Source organism: Streptomyces melanogenes (assembly GCF_014649795.1).
GTDB lineage: Bacteria > Actinomycetota > Actinomycetes > Streptomycetales > Streptomycetaceae > Streptomyces > Streptomyces noboritoensis.
This window is the reverse complement of record NZ_BMTS01000021.1, coordinates 62871-80273: the sequence shown is the minus strand read 5'-3', so window position 1 is coordinate 80273 and position 17403 is coordinate 62871. Positions and strand designations below refer to the sequence as shown.

The following is a 17403-nucleotide window of genomic DNA, read 5'->3' as shown; positions in this document are numbered from 1 at the left end:
GAGCGCCACGGCGTCAGCCTCGTATGGGTCGGCGAACAGCTGGTGGTCGCTCACGTCGCACGGCCCGAACCTCACGGAGACCCGGTGGCCGGGCACGAGGGTGGTCTCCCGTCCCTCCAGCGCGGCGGTCAGCTGGTCGTGGTCCTGCTGGGCATGCCGGGTCTGGGTGTACGGACCGAGGCGCAGCAGAGGGCGTAGTGCGCGGGTGCCATGCCGACGTCGTCGGGCAGGGGCAGGCCGGCGGCGGCGTGGGTGAGCATCGCGTATCCGGGCTGCCAGAAGCCGAGGATCGCGGTCGTCTTGCAGCGCAGCCAGTCGCGTTCGGTGTAGCCGAGCTGGCGGCCTTCGAGGGAGGCGCCGGCGTGCGGGGTGTCGGGGTGGACCAGGGCGACGGCGATCATGTCGGGGCCGTGGTCGTCGCCAGGCCGGGTGTGCGCCCGCTCGACGAACGGGCCGACGCGCACGGCGATGTCCTGAGCGCTGCCGGGTGCCCAGGGCTGCGGGTTGCGCAGGGCGGTGAGCATCGCACGGAAGTCGTCTACGACGGCCTGGTCCTCGGGGGAGAGGGTGCCGGGGGCATGTCCGCAGCGGCGGAAGGAGGGGCGCTTCATCGGGTGGGCTCCTGTTCGCGGGTGGTCTGGGTCCAGGGCAGGGCGAGACCGTCGCCGGCAGCGCGGGGGATGAGATGGCCGTGCAGGTGCAGCACGGATTGCGTGGCGTCCGGGCCGCAGGAAGTGAGGTAGTTCCACTGGCCGCCCAGCTGCTGCGCGAGTTCGGCGGCGCGCAGTTGGACGGTGGCGGAGACGACCGGATCGGTCATGAAGTCCGGGACGTGTCCGCGCGGGAGGACCAGGAGGTGGCCCTCGGTGCAGCCGCCGCTGCGGGGCACGATCGCGAGCGCGTCCGTCCACTCGTGGACGATCGTCGCCGGGGCACCGTCGTGGATGATCCGGCAGAACGGGCAGTCGGGGCGCGGGTGTTTGCGGGGGACCGGCGGCCGGTTGATGTGGTGGTGGGTGACCTGGACGTGGGCGCCGCTCTCCCGCATGCGGTGGCCGATGGCGTCGGCGATGGCGGGTGCGCGATGGCGTCCGTACCAGCAGTTCACCAGGAGCTGGACCGGGCGGCCGTCGCCGCTGGTGCGCAGGGCGGTGAGCTCGTGCACGGCGTCGTCGATGATGCGGGCCGCGCCCAGAGAGCCAAGGACGTAGTCGCGTACGTCGGTGTCCTGTCCGGTCTGGCGGGCGACGACGTCGGCGAGGGCCGGATCGTCCGGCGGGTTCAGCAGCGCATCGGTGAGGTTGATGTGGAGGACGGCTGCGCGGTAGCGGGGCGGGGGAGCGTCCTGCCAGCGGGCACCGAAGGAGTCGATGTACACGTCGGGCACGGGAGCCTCCGGAAGGTCTGTGTGATGGACCGGGGTGACATCCGAGGCGGTCGAATGCAAAGTCGACGGCCGCCCCGGGGCTGTGCCGGAAAGGAGAGGTGACCAGGGCCAGGGTGGCCCGTCACGTGCATGCGGTGAGGCCGCACGCGGGCTGAGCGGTCGGGAGGTCGGCGGGCGAGCCCGTGCCGAAGAAGAGGTGTCCGAGTTGCTGGCACTTTTCCTGGCTAGTGCCGTGGACCGTGGCGCAGTGCACGGCTGCCGGGACATCTGGGCGGGGGCCGGCGTAGCGGGTGAACAGGGCCATGCACAGGGGGCGGGCGACGCCGGGGAAGATCCTGGTCGGTCCGGGTGGCTGGTTGCCTTCGGGCGTCAGATCGACGATGAGGCCCCGGTCGGCGGCCTTGCGCATGACGGCGCGCATGGTCGCGAACGTGCGGCTGGTCAGCCACGCGCTGGGGGTGAGGAAGGCCACCGTCGCGCCGTGCAGCCGGGTCTCGAAGGCCCGCCACAGGGCCCATCGCCAGAAGTACACGTACAGGTTGGACAGCGCGTACTCGAGGCGCCCCTGGCCGGGGGTGCGGAATTCGTCCAGGCTCGGGCGCCAGAGTTCATCGGGCGTACGGGCCTGCCGTGGGCCGGGGCGGCGGGCTTCGATCCAGGGCGCGGCTCCTTTGGCTTTGTCCTTGTAGGGCGGGTTGCCGACGATGGCCAGGGGAGTACTGGTGGTGATGCGGCCGGTCAGGGCCGGCGGCAGGTCACCGGTGAGCGCGTTGCCGCAGATGATGTTGTCGTCGAGCCAGGTGATGGGCGGGTAGCCGCCGCACTCCAGCCAGCACGCGGACTTGGCGAGGTCGATGGCGACGGGGTCGGTGTCGATGCCGTAGATGCTGGAGCGCATCACGTCGGCCATGACGGCCTGGACGGTGAGCGGTGCGGGTGTCTGTGTGCGGTACAGCAGGCTCACGTAGGCACGGGCCAGCAGCCGGGCTGCCTCGATGAGGAACACCGCGCCCCCGCACGCCGGGTCCAGTACCGACACGGCGAGTACGTCGGCGGGGTCGTCGTCCAGATGGAGGTCGGTGATTTCGCTCAGCGCGGCCCGCGTCAGCGGCTGCGCGGCGTCGGGCGGGGTGTACCAGGCGCCGGCCTGACCGCGCTCCGCGGAGGCCAGTAACTGTTCACGCAGGCTGCCCAGTTCGTGGCCGCCCCAGTGGGGGAGGCCGTTGAGGTCGGCGAGGAGTTTGGTGATGTGCTGTGCCGCGTCGTGGGGCAGGTCGACGGGCCAGGGCTGGGGCAGTTGGCGTGCGGCCGCCACAGCGTTGACGGCGAGGCGCATGATCTGGCGGTGGCCGCCGGTGCCCGGCGCTTCGGCGGTGAGAGCGGCGAGGGTGGCGGGAGGAATACTCATGCCGGGTCCGGTGCGGGGTGATGGGCGCCGGCGAGGGCTGCGCGATGCTCTTGGCGGTGTGCGAGGGCGGCGGGCTCGGCGAGGACCTTGACGTGGTGCACGCCGCCGATATCGCCGTGCGCGGAGCACACCACGGGGAAGGATGACCGGCCGGTGCATGCGGAGTTCGGGTCGCGGGGCTTCCCGGAGGGTTTGACGGGGTGCGGGCACGGGCTGTTGTCGGCGTGCCGGGGTTCCACACGGACGGTGATGCGGGCCATGGAGGCCTCTTTCTGTCTGGAGACGGAAAGTGCCGTGCCCGGCCGGGTCGGCGGGGCACGGCACTCAGAACGGGGTGGGCTACTGGCTGGTGGTGTCGGTGACGACGAGGAATTCGTCGCTGGGCAGGTCCATCACGACCCAGGCGTCGGTGTCCTGGGCCCGGCGGCCAGCGGCGTATTCTCCGGCCGGCCAAGAGCCCCGGGGTCTTTGGCAGGGATGCTCTCCGGCGTGGTCCGGGAGGGCGCGGGGGTGGTGGCCGTCAGGTGTCGCCGCCGGTCACGCGCTCGTGGATGTCGATGAGGGTGGTGATGGCGTCGGGGTTGTCCGCCAGGCCGACCCACTGCCCGTTCGTGGTGAAGACGGGCACCGTGTCGGTGTCGGCGTCGACGATGACGATGTAGTCGCCGTAGCGGTCCAGCACCATGTCGCGCAGGACCGGGACCAGCCCGCTGTCCAGGACCTCGAGAGCGTCGACGATGAAACGGGCGACAGTGTCGGGAGGCTGGGGCGGGATCAGGGTGCCGGTGAGGTGCAGGAAGTTGCCGGGCTGCACCTCGTCGAGCATCTGGCGGGTGATGCGGGAGTTGTGGCTGGTGCAGGCGTAGACGACGTCGGGGGCGTCCTCGGGGAGGGTGTCGGCGTCGACCGGTCGGACGATCAGGTCGAAGGTGGCAGAGCCGTCCGGACAGGGCGCGGGGATGGCTTCGACCCAGCCGTCGACGGTGCAGTGCGTGGTGTCCATCAGCGGGCCTCCGCCAGAGGGTCGGTCGTGCGAGGGCGGGGTCGGGGAGTGCGCTGGGGGGTGTTCCTGCGTCCCGTGGCCTGACGGCGCAGCGTGCGCGGCAGGGAGCTGACGGACCTGCGGTGCCGGGCTCGGTTGCGCGCCTGGTCGCGGGCGTCGGCGAGGCTGCACCCATCACAGGGCTCGTCACCGGTGGCCTCGTGGCAGCGGTGGCCTTCCACCGTGCCGTGCGGGGCGGTGACGCCGTGGGCGGCGGCGAGCGTGTACAGGGTGGTGCCGACGGTGCCGGTGCGCAGGGTGATGGTGCGTTCGGTGAGACCGTCGCGCAGCAGGACCAGCGCCACGGCCTGGCTGGCCGTGAGCGCGGGGAGCGGGGCGGGCATGGGGCGGGTCCTTCCTGAGTCCAGAGGGTGGGAGGGTGCGGGCCGTCGTGGTGACGGGACGCGCGGCAAGGCCTGCGGGGCGGTACAGGACTGGGCGGGGGAGCGGGTGCCGGAGTCGGAGGCGGCCTGGCTCAGCGCGGCCCGGTTCTCCGGGGTGCTGAGGTTCTGGAGCGCGCGTTCCTTGAGCACCTTGGCCGCGTTCGTGCTGCGGTTCATGCGCTCGCCGATCTCACGGAACGACAGGTCGTGCCAGTAGCGCAGCCAGAGGCACTCCCGTTGGCCGGGGGTCAGTCCGGCCAGGGCCGTGCGGAGTTCGGCGAGAACGCTGGTGCGGGTCAGGTCGTCGCTGACCTGTTCGCCGATGTCCTCGACGGCGACGTCATGGTCGTGCATGTCGCTCGTCGGGGTCTCCCGCTGGTGCCGGGCGCTCTTGTAGTGGTCGAGCAGCCGGTTGCGGGCGATCGTGGCCAGCCAGGCCCCGAAGTCGCTGCCGCGCCAGGTGAACGCACTGATCCTGGCCAGGGCCCGTACGAACACGTCACCGGTCAGGTCCTCGCTCAGTGGCCGGTCGTGGGTACGGCGCAGCAGGTAGGTGTAGATCTGCGGCCGGTAGCGGACGTACAGGTCAGCGAACGCCTCGCGGTCGCCGTCGCGGGCCCGGTCGACGAGGGCGGTCACCGACTCCTCTGCCTTGGAGGTCTGTCGGGTCGTGGTGTCTGGGGCCCTCACGCGCCGACCTCCTGCGTCATGGCGGTGCCGCTCAGCCGACCACGCAGGTGCGGGTTGGCGACGGCGATCTGCCGCAGCAGCTTCGGTGCGGGCTTCCACAGCCGCTGGGCACCGCGGGCCGGAACGGGCATGGTCAGCCGCTGGACCCGGGTCAGCTCCCAGTGGAAGCAGCCCTCTTGGGACCAGGGCGTGCACGCGCCGTCGTCCGTGTGGATGCCGGTGAGGTCGGCGACGGCGACCACCGCTCCGCGCACCAGCTCGTGGTCACTGTCCAGCGTCTCCCGTACGGGTGGCAGGGCCAGGGCGCGGATGTCGACGTCGGATCCGGCGTGGATGAGCAGGGTGCCGCGCCACTGGGTGGTCCACATCCTGTTCTCGATGCGCTTGGCGCCCTGGTCGTCCTCGAGGGCGATCAGGTCTGACCAGGGCGGCCGGATGGTCAGGCACCGGAGCGGGGTGAGGTCGTGGTCCGGCGCGGTCTGGGGCCGGCGGGAGACCGCGGCGAGCAGCTCGTAGTTGGCGCGCTGTTGCTGACGGGTCAGCGGGGCCGCACCGCCGGGGGTGCGGGTGCGGAAGTTCTCGCCGGTGGGGATGGCTTCGTGGGACAGCCGGGCGTACAGCGTGGTGTCCGCGACGGGGGAGAGGCTCATCGCGTGCGCTCCTGGGTGAGGGGGTGAGCGGTGGTGCCCATGCGCCCGAGGCGCCGGCCGTTGACGGTCGGCTCGTTGGCGTGGTCGGGGGTGGCGATGCGGTACAGGCCGGTGCGCTCCCGCTTGTGCTCGTACATCGCGCCTTCGGCGCCGCGCAGCACGTAGGTGTAGTCACGCGAGTGCAGGTCGCTGGGGCTGGACGCGCCGATCGACACCGCGACGGCGACCGCCTGGCCGTCGACGTCGACGCTCTGGTGCAGCAGGCGGTGCAGCTCCTCCAAGCGCTTGGCCCGGTCGGACGCGGGGCAGGTCAGGGCTGCGGCGAACTCGTCGCCGTGCAGGCGCGCGGCGACACCGTCGGCGCCGACCCACTGCTCCAGGCGTGACGCGATGGCGATGATCAGGGCGTTGCCGACGTCGTGCCCGAGGTCGTCGTTGACGGCCTTGAAACCGACCGCGTCCAGGAACACAAGCAGCACCTGGTCGCCGTGGCGGTTCAGGCGGCGGGTCGCGTGCTGGACGTAGCCGGGGCGGGAGTGCAGGCCGGTGAGCGGGTCGCGGCGGGCGGCTGCCAGGCGACGGTGCAGCGTCGCGGCGTGAACAGCCCAGCCGGTCAACGGAAGTAGGGCTGTGGTCGTGATGAGTGCGCGCTGCCCGATCAGGGCCCCGGCGCGCGGGTGGGACGCCATACTGGTGTCCTCCCTCTCGTCTCGTACGGGATGGGGAACCCGGGGCAGGCGACGGTTTCGACGCCTAGAGCGCCTGTCCCGGGGCGAATTCAGATCAGGCTGTGGGGGTTGACCCACGCCTTGGTGGTGGCCTTGTGCCAGTCCAGGACCCAGTCGGGGCGCAGGCCGCGCGCGGCCCATCCGTCGCTGGAGTCGTCGGGGGCCGGGCGGCCGGCGGACGTGTGCTGCACGGCCCGGTCGTAGGCGTTGTGCGCGGCGGCCAGGGCCTCGCTCTCTCCGGCGGCGTAGCCGGTGAAGACGTGAAGGCCTCGCCGTTCCTGGTCCGTTGCGTGGTGTGTCGGGACGTCGACCTCGTATCGGCGCATGACGTCCAGCTCCTTCCGTGCTTGGGGGACCACCGCGACCGCCCCGGCCTCCGTCGTGCGGAGAGGCCGGGGCGGCACGGTGCGTCCGTCAGGCGCGGTTGGTGGGCGGGCGGACTCCGGCACGGAGTTCGCGGATGATCGAGCAGGGGCCCTTGGTCGCGCAGTACGCGTCGTCGGTGTCCGGGAGGGCGTTGCCCGTGGTGCCCCACATCTCGCGCGCGGCCGCGTTCACGGCGCGCAGCATGACGCCGTTGTTGGGGCGGCAGTCGCTGTTCTTGTCCTTCCTGGGATGACGGCGGGCGCCGGGCGCGGCCGGTGCCCTGCGGGGTGGGGTGGTTCGGGGTAGCGGCGGCGGCACTCCTCACGCGCGGACCGCGTCCGCGTACTGCGCTTCCAGGTCGGCGCGGCCCTCGGGGTCCTCGTCCTGGAGGTCGTGGCCGTCGGCTTCCTGGTCGACGCCGTCGCCGTGGACGGTGCAGACGATGTCCGGGTCGTTGTCCATGGCGCCGGTCAGCGCCCGGAACAGGCAGCTGACGCTGTAGGCCGGCGCCCATGCCTGCCCGTCGCACTCCGGGTCGAAGGGGCATGGCAGCAGCACGTCGAAGCCGAAGTCGCCCTCGCCGTCGACGTCTTCGCGCAGCGCGAGGGTGAGGGACTGGCGTCCGAGGCGGATCTCCGCGACGCGGTCCCGGCCGGTCACCAGGTCCGAGCCCGGCCGCCACCGCCACAACGGCAGGATCTCCGGGCCGAAGAAGCGGCGGGCCAGCCACAGGTCGCCCAGGCCCTGGCTGCCGTCGCGCCCGAGGTCGGCCTCCCTCACCTGGGAGAGCTGCTTCAGGACCGGCTCCAGGCGGTGGAGGTCGTCGGCGAAGACGATGGTGTTGAAGCCTTCGGCGGCGAGGCGTTGGTGGGAGTGGACCATGGCCTGGTGCTGGGAGCGGACGGTGTCTTCGGGCACGCGCCGGTTGGCCGGCCGCAGGCCCTGGCGCTCCAGGCAGACCGGCAGTGGTGTGGCGACGAGGACCGCGGCGGCCGGCATGCCGTGCCGCTTGGCGGCCCTCACCAGCTCTACCCGCACGGCCTGTTCGACGTTGGTGGCGTCGATGACCGTGTTGAGCCTGCGGGCCATCCGGCGCTCGAGGATCAGTTTGAGGACGTCGGCGGCATCGGCCGTGGCGCCCTGGTCGCCGGGGTCGTCGCTGACCGTGCCGCGCAGGGCGTCGAGGGAGAGGACCTGGGAGGCCGGCCAGGTGCGGGCCAACGTGGACTTGCCCGCGCCGGAGGCCCCGATCAGCACGATCAGCCCGTTCTCGGGCAGGTCCGGGTACAGCACCGAGGTCATTCGGGGGCTCCTTGCGGGTCGAGGGCGCGGGCAGCCCAGGTCAGGCGCTGCCCGGCGTTGTCGGTGAGCAAGGCGGCGGCCTCGTGCAGGGGGCAGGAGGCGTCACCGTCGCGGTCGGGCTCGATCTGCTCCGCCCGGCGCGCGGCGGCGGTGACCAGCTGCGCGAGGGAGGGGAAGAGGCCGCCGGGGTGCTCGACGTCCTCCTGGAGCTCGCGCAGGATCGCGGCGAGCTCGCGGGCGTCGACGTCGTCGGCACTCAGGTCGTCCTCGATCTGCTGGAGGGCGAACTGGGCGATGCCGACCGAGGCGCGCACCCGGTCCAGGCGCGTGCGGGAACGGCCGGTCACCGCGTGGTCGACTTGGTGGTGGCGACCACGGCCGCGACTGTCTCCCAGCCCTGGTGCCAGGCAGAGTCGAGGTGGAAGGCCCCGTTCATGCCGAAGTCGGCGAGCTTGTAGAAGCCACCATTGCCGGTCTTGGTGGCGATCTTCTCCAGCATGCCCTTGCCCGGGACGCGTCGGTCCGCGGCGTAGTGGGTGCCGAAGGAGATGGCGAGCGCGGCCGCGGCGGCGGCCGGGTGCACCCGGATGCCGAGCGCGCGGGCGCCGGCCCCGGCGACGATCGCCTGCGTGGCCGTGTAGGTGAGGCAGTGGTGCAGGCAGGCCATACGGCCGTCGGTCGTGCCGTGGGTCGTCTTCTCCTTCGTGGCCGGGTCCTCGTAGGTGACCGGGTGGTCGTCGGAGGCGCCCTTCACACGGGCACAGAAATCCGACTGAACCCAAAAGTCGCCGACGGCACTGGCCGCGCGGGTCAGACCGAGCAGGGCGGCGAAGACGGCGGGACGGTGAGCATGCATGCTGGGGTTCTCCTGATCTCGAAGGGGCGAGGGAGCGGGCGGCCGACCTTTTGCCGATGCTGCGGCCGCCCGGTGTGCGAGCCCCGTCCCGGCCGGTGCGGTCGGGACGGGGCTCGGCTCACGCGGCCAGCCGGTGAACGGCCGGAGCCGGGAGGGTCATGAGGCTGCTGGGGTCGGCGGGCGTGCCGTCGAAGCACTCCAGGCAGCAGCCGAGTTTCTTTCGAGAGGCAGATGTAGAACCGCCTCCCGCATTCGCCGGCAGGTCTGCCTCGCTGCCATCGCGCGGTCCAGAGCCCACTCCTGAGCGAGTGTCGGGATGCGTTTGGGCTTGGCCAGGTCGACGCGGAGCAGGAAGCTGCGGGTGGGGTGGGTGCACGACCACTGCGGCCGGGTGGCGCACAGCTTGCAGCGCAGGATCGCGACCGCGCCCTCGTTGTCACCGGGGCTGGGGCCCATCTCCCGTAACTGGCGCTTGGTGACCAAGCCTTCGGGCACCGTGCTGTGGTCGTACTCGGGCAGCGCCGCGTCGCTGCGCGGAACCCGGTTCACCTCGCGGCGGCGGCGCTTCTTCCTCGGGCGCGGCATCACCTGCTCCAGGCGCCGGGCAGCCGGTGGGGGCGGTGCGGGTAGCGGGGGCCGGGACGCTGCGGGCGGGGCCGGCCGATCCGGCGGCACGGGCGGGGCATGAGCACGAGCGGTTCCTCCAAGGGGTCGGTGGACAGCGCTGCGCCCCGCCGACGTCGTGCTGGTGTCGGCGGGGCGGTGCGGCCGGGCGGCCTGTCCGGTCCTCGCCCGCCCCGGGTGCGGGGCGGGCGAGGACCAGGCAGGGCGTCAGGTCAGCGGGCGGTGCGGAAGCGGCGGGCCCACGACCACAGCCGGTCGAGGCGGGTCGGGTGGGTGTGCCGCCAGGCGGTGTCGAACACGCCGTGCTCGGTGGGGACGGAGCGGGACGCGCCGCACGTGCACGTCCAGATGTACGGCTCGGGGCGGGTGTCGTCGCGGGTCGCGGTGACCTTGGCCTTGGTGCCGTCATGGCTCCCGTGGAAGGTGCCGACCCAGAACTCGGCCTGCTCCAACTGGGGCTTCATCGGATTCCCTTCGGGGCTCGGTGGGCGGTGCCGGGTCCGTCGCCTGGGGCATCGTGGTCGGGCGTGGGCTGCGGCGGGAAGCGGACCGCGGGGAAGATGTTGACCTGCGTCATGGCGGGGGCCACCGGGGTGTTGATGACCGGGCGCAGGCTCAGGCCGCGCAGGGCGATGATGCTGGCGAGCGCCCACATGAGGGCGGCCATGCCGGTGGCAATGGTGCGGCTGCCGGCGGGCGCGGCCGACCACACCATGGCCGTCCCGGAGAGGCCCCACCCGGTCCACAGGATGCGCGCGCCGGTGCTGCCGGCGAATCCCCCGATGAGGCCGATCAGTCCGGTTACCTGCCAGAAGGCGTAGACGGCGGTGCTGGGGACGGTGAGGCCGGCGCTGTGCTGCCCGATGTAGGAGCGGACCGGGTTGTCGATCACGCCCCACAGGCCGCCGGTGGTGTCGGCTCCGGGCGCCTCGGTCGCGGTTGGGGTGGGGGACAGGCGGTGCAGCACGGCGCTGGCGATGTCGACGGCGGCGTCCAGCAGGACGATGACCGCGCAGACCCCGGCGAGGCCGAGCACCGCCTTGATCCAGTTGGCCATCTCGTGCCGGCCGAGGCGCCGGGCCTGGAACAGGTCCTCCCACCGCTCGTAGAGGAAGCCGCCCGGCTTCCAGGACGCGTCCCATCCGGCGCGCAGCCGGGCGAAGCGCTCCTTGCCAGGCCCTGCTTCCCGGTCGGCGACCGGCGGCGGGGGCACGTGGTCGAGCAGGTCGAAGACGCTCGGGTTGTGCTGGCTGTTGATGGGCTTGTCGTCGGACTGCATGGCGGGGCGACTCCCTCGCTCGGATGGGTGGGGTGGGCAGTGGTGCGCAGGCCGGGCGGCCTGGCCCGTACCCGGCCGCGAAGGGTTCGGGTACGAGGCAGGTGGTCCGGAGCTGGGGTCACAGGCCGCGGGCGTCGGCGAGGTGGGCGGCCTGGTCGACCATGCGGAGCGGGACGCGGCCCGTGCCGTGCGCGTCGTTGAAGGACGGCACGGAGTTGACGTCGTCGCCGAACGTGCGGCGGATCGCGTCCAGGAGCACTCCGGTGGCGTGGGCTTCCAGGCCGCTGTCGCCGCGGGCCTCGATGCGGATGGCCCCGAGCATGCAGCGCGCGCCGTCCTCGTCGACCAAGGCGTCCTTGCACCAGCCACCGGTGAGCAGCCGGTGGCGGGCACGCTGCAGAAGGGCCGCGACCGGTGTCCGGTACAGCTCCTCCGGCAGGGAGTTACCGGTGTCGAGGGGGCCGGTGACGATGTCAGCCAGGTCCACGGGCTCGGTGGCGACGTGTGCGGTGTTGACCTCGTAGGCGACGGCTGCTTCATCGAGGCGCACGGTCATGGCCGCGTCGGTCAGGATGAGGCGTTCCTCGAGGGTCAGTTCCACCGACGGCGCGGCGTCCGGGGCGGGTGCGGTGAGATCTGGGGCGGGGGAGGGCTGGATGTGGGGCATCAGGACTCCAGGCATGGACGCCGAAGGGTGCCACCGGAGAACGATCCCAGCGGCACCCTTCGGCGTTGCAGGGGCAGTCAGACGTCAGCGAGGCTCTTGATGGCCTCCAGCGCCTGCCGGGGGGATGTGACCTGCTCGACACGGCTGCCGGACGTGGGTCCGCTCCTGCCGCTGCCCCCGTCGCCGCGCCGAGACGAGGTGCTGTCGTCGTCTTCGTCGTCGGCGGGCCAGAACTCGCCGGGCTCGGGGTCGCGGTACCAGTCGCCCCACAGTCCGCGCTTTTCCAACTCGCTGATTTCGTAGTCGGTCAGCCGGTTGACCTGGTCGGGGAACAGGCCAGCGAGGTCGGTGTCGAAGTCCGCGAACAGCGACCGCATGAGCACGGCGCGGCCGTTGTCGAGGACGATGACGGCGACGCCGCCGGTGGAGACGCCGTTTTCCGGGTCGGCCTCGCCCCTGATGGCCCGCTCGATCGCGGAGCCCTCGCTGCGGGAGTAGCGGGCCGGGATGGTCGGCACGTCGTACGGGTTCTCCATGGTGCCCTCCGCAGCCTTGCGGGTGGCGCCGGGCGAACCCATGTTGAAGATGACCGGGCGGCTGTTCTGCCGCAGGTTGTCCTTCATCTCGGTGGAGAAACCGTTGTGCGCGAACGGCGACTGGCCGGCCGGGTTGAAGCCGATGCCGTACTTCAGTCCGGTGACCGTGAGGTCGTCGCCGTTGGTCTGGATGTCCGCGCCGAACAGACTGTCCTGCGCGGCGGTCATGTACTCATCCGCGTACACGTTCAGCTGCCGGTAGGGGCAGCGCGGATCGCCCGGCTTGTAGTCGTGCGGCTTGCCGTCGTGCGGCCAGGGCATCTCCGCCCTGATCTCACACAGGGCCTTGGCCGCGCGCAGTTGGCGGGCCATCCACAGGGCGGTCGAGCCCTGCCGGTCGATGTACTGTCCCAGCGTGGTCGTCTTCTCGTCCTTGCGGACGGTCGACAGCCACACCACCTGCCCGGCGAGGGACTGGGCAGACATGTTGATGGCGAAGTACTGCGTCTTGCCCGACCGGGACACACCGAGGATGAGGCCGTGCGCGGCGGCGTTCTTGTCGTGCTGGAACACCATGTTCTTCACCGGCTGCCCGGTGATCGTGAACCCGCACACGAACATGCCCTTGGCGTCCGGGGTGAGCAGCTCGCGGGTCGCGAGGAAGATCTGGGACAGCGGCGGGTTGTCGAACGCGCTGATCAGGAACTCGTTGCCGTCGATGAGGACGAACACACAGGAGTCGTCCTCGGGCAGGTTCAGCGCACGGCAGACCTTGGCCAGGTCGATCCGCGGGGTATCGGTGGCATCGGCCATCTTCGCCCGGTAGAAGCTCACCCCCCGTTCGTCGTCGCGGGACGCGTGGACCAGCTGCGATCCGGGGGCGCCGCCCTTGGGACCTGCGACCCGGTCCGACCAGCGCTCCTGCGCGGTCGGCTTGGTCCGCCGGCGCAGGTTGGCGTCGGGGGTGATGCGGGCCTCCATCCAGCCCGGCCCGCCCTGCCGGCCGGGCTGGATGGCGACCTCCGCCAGGACGACGTCGCCCGAGTGCACGCCGAAAGCCGCGGCGACGACGTCCTCCGTGAGGCCGGTGATCGGCCGTCCGGCCTCCGACGCGCGCAGCAGGATCGTCATGTCGTGGCGCTGGCCGGGGTGCCGGGTGGCCTTGACGATATGCGTGCGTGCGGGCATCCCGGCCTGCTCCCACAGCATCCGCGCATCCCGGGTGAGCAGGTCAGCGCCATTGTCCGGCTGCGCCACCGACGGCTCCAGGACATCGACGGGCGCCAGCTGCGGGACCGCAGCTGCCAGGGCGGGGCGGTGGCGGCGGCGGGTGTGCCGGGAGAACGGCATCACCAGGTAGCCGGCCGCCGCCCATCCGGCGGCGAGCAGCCCGTCCAGCCAGTACGGGCCGAAGCCGGTGGTGTGCTTGGCGGCGACGTCGACGGCGGCGGCCATGACCAGTGGAGACCAGCGCAGGATCTTGCGTCCGGCGCCGCTCTCTTCGCTCTTGGCGGCTAGCACCCAGCCGCCGACCCCAGCGACGCCTGCCAGCTGCACCACCTGGTTGACGGGGCTGTCCGGGGAGAGGTTCGGGGCCACGGCCAGCACGGGCGCGGCGAGGGTGTAGGCGAGGCGTTCGAGCTGGACAGTGCGCGGCGTGGACACCGGTCTTCTCCTTCGTCAACGGGCACGGGCGGCCCCGCAGGTGCGGGGCCGCCCGTGGCGGGGTGGGTGATGGGGGAGGGGGGTCAGCGGTCGAAGAAGCCGGGCTTGGGGGTCTTCTCGCGCCGGTTGGAGCGGATCTCGTCCAGCCCCCGGTACAGCTTCGAGTGGGTGCCCTTGGCCTGGTAGGTCAGAGTGACGATCTCCTGCGCGGTGGCACCCAGGTTCTTCACCGCGGCCGCGGAGCCGCCCAGGGCTACGGCCACGTCATCGGTGAGGGTGACGAACTTCGGGTCCAGGTCCGCGTGTGCGATGTCACCGGACACGCCCTGGGTATGCGTGGCGTTGGCCTTGATGTCGCGGCGCAGCGCCTCGAGTTCGACGGCGGCGTCGTCCATCGTCTTGCCGAGCTTGTCCAGCTTGGCCTGGACGGCCTTGTAGCGGTTGTCGCTGTCGGCCGGCACGGCGGCCGCGCCGCTGGTGCGCGGTACGAGATCGCTCATGAGTAGTTCCCTCTCGTCTAGTCGTGGTGGGCAGCGGCCGAGGTGTGCTTGAGGCCCGCGTCCTGCTTGGCGGCCATGTCCTGGCCGTAGACGCGGGCGACCTTGGTGGCCGCGAGCCGGGCGGCTTCCTTGGCGATGCCGCACACCTCGGCGCACCGCTGGGCCTGCTTCTTCATGCGGCCCGCGGCGTCGGCCAGATCCGTGATCCGGTTGGTGACGCGGGTGTCGATGTTGTGGTCGTTGACCAGGTCGGCCGACATCTCCCGCAGGGCATCGGCGACCTTGCCGAGGGCCTCCGCGAGGGCTTCGGCCCGCTCCTGGTGCGAGGCCGACTTGATGGCGATGTTCGCCATGTCGATCAGGTAGTCGTCGAACGTGATGTCCGTACGGTGCTGGGCGGCCAGGCCCCCCTGCCTGGACGGCCTGCGGGCCTTGGCGCTGCTCACGCTGCTCCCCTTCGGGCTGGTGGGCCGGCTGGTGCCGGGCCACTGGGTGTGCCGAACCGGTGCGGGCGGCAGACTTTTGATCCCGGTCGTGACCGGCGGCGGACTCGACACGGGGCGCCGACGATGGGACTCTCCGTCGGCGCGCTCGACGGTGATCCCGACGGATTCCGCCGGGACAGGTCCCTCCGGCTGCGGCGGCTTGGACTTGGCCTTCCGCTCCTCCCGCATCCTGCGCAGCCGCTCCTTGGCCGCCGCGAACACCCACTCGCTGTCCGGATCGTCGGTAGTCCTGGTGCGCGAACCGGCCCGGCCGGACGACCGGCCCCGCCGCCCGCCCCGGCCCGCGCCGCTGACGCGTCGGCCTGTGCTGCTGGTGCGTCGGCGCCGGAACCGACGGCGCTTCCTCGCACCGTCAGACGATGCGTCACCGGCCGTGGAGTCCTTGCCCGGTTCACCCGCCGCGCTGTCCTTCGCGGCGGAGGACCCGCCAGGGCCGTCCTTGGCGCTCTTCCCGTCCTCGCCGTCGGTGTCCTTGCCCTTGTTCTTGGTCAGGTTCACCTTCTCGGTGGTGGGCTTGTCCTCCTTCGCGTCCTTCGCGTCCTTCGCGTCCTTGGCGTCTTTGGCGTCTTTGGCGTCTTTGGCGTCTTTGGCGTCGGCGCGGCGCTTGTCCCAGCGGCGCTGGGCTTCCTCGCCGACGGCCTGGCCCAGCGTGGTGCGGCCCGGCGTGGCCGACGCTGCGGCCTCGCGTTTTGCCTTTCGTGCCGCGTCGCGCTCCTGGCGTTTGGCCCGTCGGTCCTCCCATGCCTGCTGCTGGTTGGCGCGGGCCTGGTCGCGGTCCTTGGTCCGGTCCTCGATGCCAGCCGCGTGCCCTGCGCTGCGCCGTTCCTGCCGCCCGGCCTGGCGGACCCCGGCGCGCTCCTGGCGGCCGCGGGCGCGTTCGGTACGGGCACTGGATGCCTGACCTCCGCCGTCGCCCTTCGAACTCCCGCCGCTGTTACGGCCGGAGCTGCCGGAGCCCTTCTGAGAGCCTTTCGAACCCCCGGACGAACCGCTGCCCCCGGAACCCGGTGCACGGCCGCCAGAGGATCGGTCAGAACCCTTGCCGCCGCCCTTGCCGCCCCCGGTCGACCCGGACCCCGAACGACCACCAGGGCCACCGGAGTTCGAGCCGCGCGGGCCACCGGACCGGTTCGGGCCCGGGCTCGCGTTGTTGCGGGATGGCCCGCTGCTGCCACCACCGCGCGAGGACCCGCCCCCGCCGCCGGCTTTCGAGCGGCCCTTGTCCGCCCCCAGGCCGGAGGAGGACGACTTCGTGCGGTCGGCATCGGCCTTTCCGCCCGCCGCCGCCTTGTCGCCCTTCGCTTTCATCATCGCGGCATGGAGCTTTCCGTTCTGCTCCATCATCGCGACTTCCTGCGCGGTGCGGCCCTCCAGGAGCGCGGCCTTCCGTGCTATTTCAGCCTCACGGAAAGGCGCCTCGCCTTCATGGAGCGCCCGCGCCCTTTCCAGCCGGAATTCCAGCCAGTCGCCGAGGCGGTCGGCGAGAGATCGAGGCTGCTCGTATTCGCCTTCCTCGTATTCACCTTCGTCTTCCTCGGTTTCCGGTGCCGCGATTCCGTCCGATCGCAGCGCCATGGCCGGATCCGGTGCGGACGGAATCGGGGGCAGTTCCATCGTCGTCTCTTCCGGCGACTCCGGGGGAGCTTCGGGAATGTCTTCCGGCGGCGGAATGGTGTCGCCGTAATCCGGGATCGGCGGTGGCACGTACGTGGAGTCATCGCGCCAGGGGCCGCGGACCAGGATCCCGTTCGGATCGTCCACGTCGGACACGATGCACCTCCCTCCTGGGACTTGACAGAGCGTGGGGCCTTGTGTGCACGCGTGTGCACGTGCACGGGTGCACGCTTTACGCGCGCGAGGCCCCGCCGGAGCCCGGCAGGGCCTTCGCTGGTGACGTTCAGTGACGCGGGGGGTGCTTCGCCACGACCTGCTCCGCGTACTGCAGCAGGTCGTTCCAGATCCGTCCGTTGCCCTCCACGCGCTGGTCCAGCGCCGTGATGAACAGGCGGCAGACCAGCGCGAATCCGGAGTAGATGTCCGCGCGACCGGCTTTGACATCTTTGGCCATCCGGGATCGTGCCAGGCGGAGCCAGAATTCCATCTGCCCTGCCTCGCCGCGAGATTCGCGGGCTTTGGTCGCCTCTTCCTTCAGCCATTTCTGGCGCCGTTCGGCGGAACGTTCGGCGCTGCTGAGGGGGCGGTTCACGCCGACTCCCGGCCGAGGTCGTAAATCGACGTGGGGGCGCTATAGCCGGAATTGTGGCCCTGTGCATCCCGCTGCGGCGGGTTGGGTGCGGCCTGGAGTGGCTGCGGGTTTTTCCTCCGCTTCCTTTCCAGCTCCTTTTCCTTCCTGTCCTTGACCGTATTCACGACGGCCTCGTCGTGGGCGTGGCGCTTATAGGCGCTCTTTTCCAGGCCCTTGGTGAGGTTGTTCAAGCTCTTGAGCACGTTCCCGAGGGCCTTTTCGACAGGCATGGCGCGCAGCCTGGCGTGGTACCAGCGGTCGCCCTCCACGTGCGTCTCGCGCAGGTGCACGCGGGTCTCGATCGCGAGGGTCTCCAGGTTCTTGCCGATGTCCAGCAGGACCCGCTGAACGTCGGCCAGGTACCGGGCGGTCGCCTGGGGACTCTGCGCCACATCGCGCAGTGGAACGGGATTCGGGTCCTTGCTGTTCATGTAAGAAGACCTCCAGGTCTCGGGGCTGGGGAGGGGTAAGCCGTGTCCCCCGAGGCTGACGCGCGGGGTGGTGGGTACGAGCGGGCCCACACTCCGCTCTCCCAGGGCGCGGGCGTGGTGCGGGCGAGCGGCCTGCCG

General features: G+C 71.6%; 22 protein-coding genes and 1 pseudogene. All 23 read right to left on the bottom strand.

Annotated elements, in window-relative coordinates; translation table 11 throughout:
* Positions 1-128: 128 nt before the first annotated feature.
* The 23 genes and pseudogenes from IE252_RS33885 to IE252_RS33780 all read right to left on the bottom strand — a co-directional run bounded on the left by IE252_RS33885 (position 129) and on the right by IE252_RS33780 (position 17265).
* The gene (locus tag IE252_RS33885) at positions 129-611 is read right to left on the bottom strand and encodes a hypothetical protein (RefSeq protein ID WP_229848959.1); all 483 of its coding nucleotides are present in this window, start codon (positions 609-611) and stop codon (positions 129-131) included.
* Positions 608-1387, bottom strand: a complete 780-nt coding sequence (locus IE252_RS33880) for an HIT family protein (protein ID WP_190093285.1) — start codon at positions 1385-1387, stop codon at positions 608-610. Before IE252_RS33880 ends, IE252_RS33885 begins: the two co-directional genes overlap by 4 nt.
* 121 nt (positions 1388-1508) lie before the next feature.
* Positions 1509-2795: an N-6 DNA methylase gene (locus IE252_RS33875; RefSeq protein ID WP_190093284.1), complete on the bottom strand. Its 1287-nt coding sequence runs from the start codon at positions 2793-2795 to the stop codon at positions 1509-1511.
* On the bottom strand, positions 2792-3055 hold the full coding sequence (locus IE252_RS33870) for a hypothetical protein (protein ID WP_190093283.1): 264 nt from the start codon (positions 3053-3055) through the stop codon (positions 2792-2794). The genes IE252_RS33875 and IE252_RS33870 overlap by 4 nt, the downstream gene beginning before the upstream one ends.
* Positions 3056-3134: 79 nt before the next feature.
* A pseudogene (locus IE252_RS44605) lies at positions 3135-3215 on the bottom strand (DUF8839 family protein); the annotation flags it as partial.
* A gap of 100 nt (positions 3216-3315) precedes the next feature.
* Positions 3316-3798, bottom strand: a complete 483-nt coding sequence (locus IE252_RS33865; RefSeq protein WP_190093282.1) for a hypothetical protein — start codon at positions 3796-3798, stop codon at positions 3316-3318.
* Positions 3798-4910 (bottom strand): RNA polymerase sigma factor, encoded by a 1113-nt coding sequence (locus IE252_RS44035; RefSeq protein WP_190093281.1) that lies wholly within the window; start codon positions 4908-4910, stop codon positions 3798-3800. Before IE252_RS44035 ends, IE252_RS33865 begins: the two co-directional genes overlap by 1 nt.
* Positions 4907-5560 (bottom strand): ASCH domain-containing protein, encoded by a 654-nt coding sequence (locus IE252_RS33855; RefSeq protein ID WP_190093280.1) that lies wholly within the window; start codon positions 5558-5560, stop codon positions 4907-4909. Before IE252_RS33855 ends, IE252_RS44035 begins: the two co-directional genes overlap by 4 nt.
* Positions 5557-6249: a GGDEF domain-containing protein gene (locus IE252_RS33850; protein ID WP_190093279.1), complete on the bottom strand. Its 693-nt coding sequence runs from the start codon at positions 6247-6249 to the stop codon at positions 5557-5559. The genes IE252_RS33855 and IE252_RS33850 overlap by 4 nt, the downstream gene beginning before the upstream one ends.
* A gap of 89 nt (positions 6250-6338) precedes the next feature.
* The gene (locus IE252_RS33845) at positions 6339-6614 is read right to left on the bottom strand and encodes a hypothetical protein (RefSeq protein ID WP_190093278.1); all 276 of its coding nucleotides are present in this window, start codon (positions 6612-6614) and stop codon (positions 6339-6341) included.
* An 88-nt stretch (positions 6615-6702) separates the two neighbouring features.
* A complete protein-coding gene (locus IE252_RS33840) occupies positions 6703-6858 on the bottom strand; it encodes a hypothetical protein (RefSeq protein WP_190093277.1) in 156 nt (51 codons plus the stop codon).
* Between the two features lie 117 nt (positions 6859-6975).
* On the bottom strand, positions 6976-7956 hold the full coding sequence (locus IE252_RS33835) for an ATP-binding protein (protein WP_190093276.1): 981 nt from the start codon (positions 7954-7956) through the stop codon (positions 6976-6978).
* Positions 7953-8303 carry a hypothetical protein gene (locus IE252_RS33830; RefSeq protein WP_190093275.1) on the bottom strand — a complete coding sequence of 117 codons (351 nt, stop codon included), beginning with the start codon at positions 8301-8303 and terminating at the stop codon, positions 7953-7955. Before IE252_RS33830 ends, IE252_RS33835 begins: the two co-directional genes overlap by 4 nt.
* Complete coding sequence (locus IE252_RS33825; protein WP_190093274.1) at positions 8300-8812, bottom strand: hypothetical protein; 513 nt, start codon at positions 8810-8812, stop codon at positions 8300-8302. Before IE252_RS33825 ends, IE252_RS33830 begins: the two co-directional genes overlap by 4 nt.
* A 156-nt stretch (positions 8813-8968) precedes the next feature.
* Entirely contained in the window at positions 8969-9397 is a 429-nt protein-coding gene (locus IE252_RS33820; RefSeq protein WP_229848958.1) for an RRQRL motif-containing zinc-binding protein, read from the bottom strand.
* Between the two features lie 251 nt (positions 9398-9648).
* Positions 9649-9900, bottom strand: coding sequence for a hypothetical protein (locus IE252_RS33815; protein ID WP_190093273.1), 252 nt, complete (start codon positions 9898-9900; stop codon positions 9649-9651).
* Positions 9897-10715 carry a hypothetical protein gene (locus IE252_RS33810; protein ID WP_229848957.1) on the bottom strand — a complete coding sequence of 273 codons (819 nt, stop codon included), beginning with the start codon at positions 10713-10715 and terminating at the stop codon, positions 9897-9899. The genes IE252_RS33815 and IE252_RS33810 overlap by 4 nt, the downstream gene beginning before the upstream one ends.
* A gap of 118 nt (positions 10716-10833) precedes the next feature.
* On the bottom strand, positions 10834-11382 hold the full coding sequence (locus IE252_RS33805) for a DUF6197 family protein (protein ID WP_190093272.1): 549 nt from the start codon (positions 11380-11382) through the stop codon (positions 10834-10836).
* Positions 11383-11459: 77 nt separating this feature from the next.
* Positions 11460-13583: a chromosome segregation protein ParM gene (locus IE252_RS33800; RefSeq protein WP_190093271.1), complete on the bottom strand. Its 2124-nt coding sequence runs from the start codon at positions 13581-13583 to the stop codon at positions 11460-11462.
* Between the two features lie 83 nt (positions 13584-13666).
* The gene (locus IE252_RS33795; protein WP_190093270.1) at positions 13667-14083 is read right to left on the bottom strand and encodes a conjugal transfer protein TraB; all 417 of its coding nucleotides are present in this window, start codon (positions 14081-14083) and stop codon (positions 13667-13669) included.
* A gap of 17 nt (positions 14084-14100) precedes the next feature.
* The gene (locus IE252_RS33790; RefSeq protein ID WP_190093340.1) at positions 14101-15933 is read right to left on the bottom strand and encodes an ATP/GTP-binding protein; all 1833 of its coding nucleotides are present in this window, start codon (positions 15931-15933) and stop codon (positions 14101-14103) included.
* A 553-nt stretch (positions 15934-16486) separates the two neighbouring features.
* The gene (locus tag IE252_RS33785; protein WP_190093269.1) at positions 16487-16795 is read right to left on the bottom strand and encodes a hypothetical protein; all 309 of its coding nucleotides are present in this window, start codon (positions 16793-16795) and stop codon (positions 16487-16489) included.
* The gene (locus tag IE252_RS33780) at positions 16792-17265 is read right to left on the bottom strand and encodes a hypothetical protein (RefSeq protein WP_190093268.1); all 474 of its coding nucleotides are present in this window, start codon (positions 17263-17265) and stop codon (positions 16792-16794) included. Before IE252_RS33780 ends, IE252_RS33785 begins: the two co-directional genes overlap by 4 nt.
* Positions 17266-17403 lie beyond the last annotated feature (138 nt).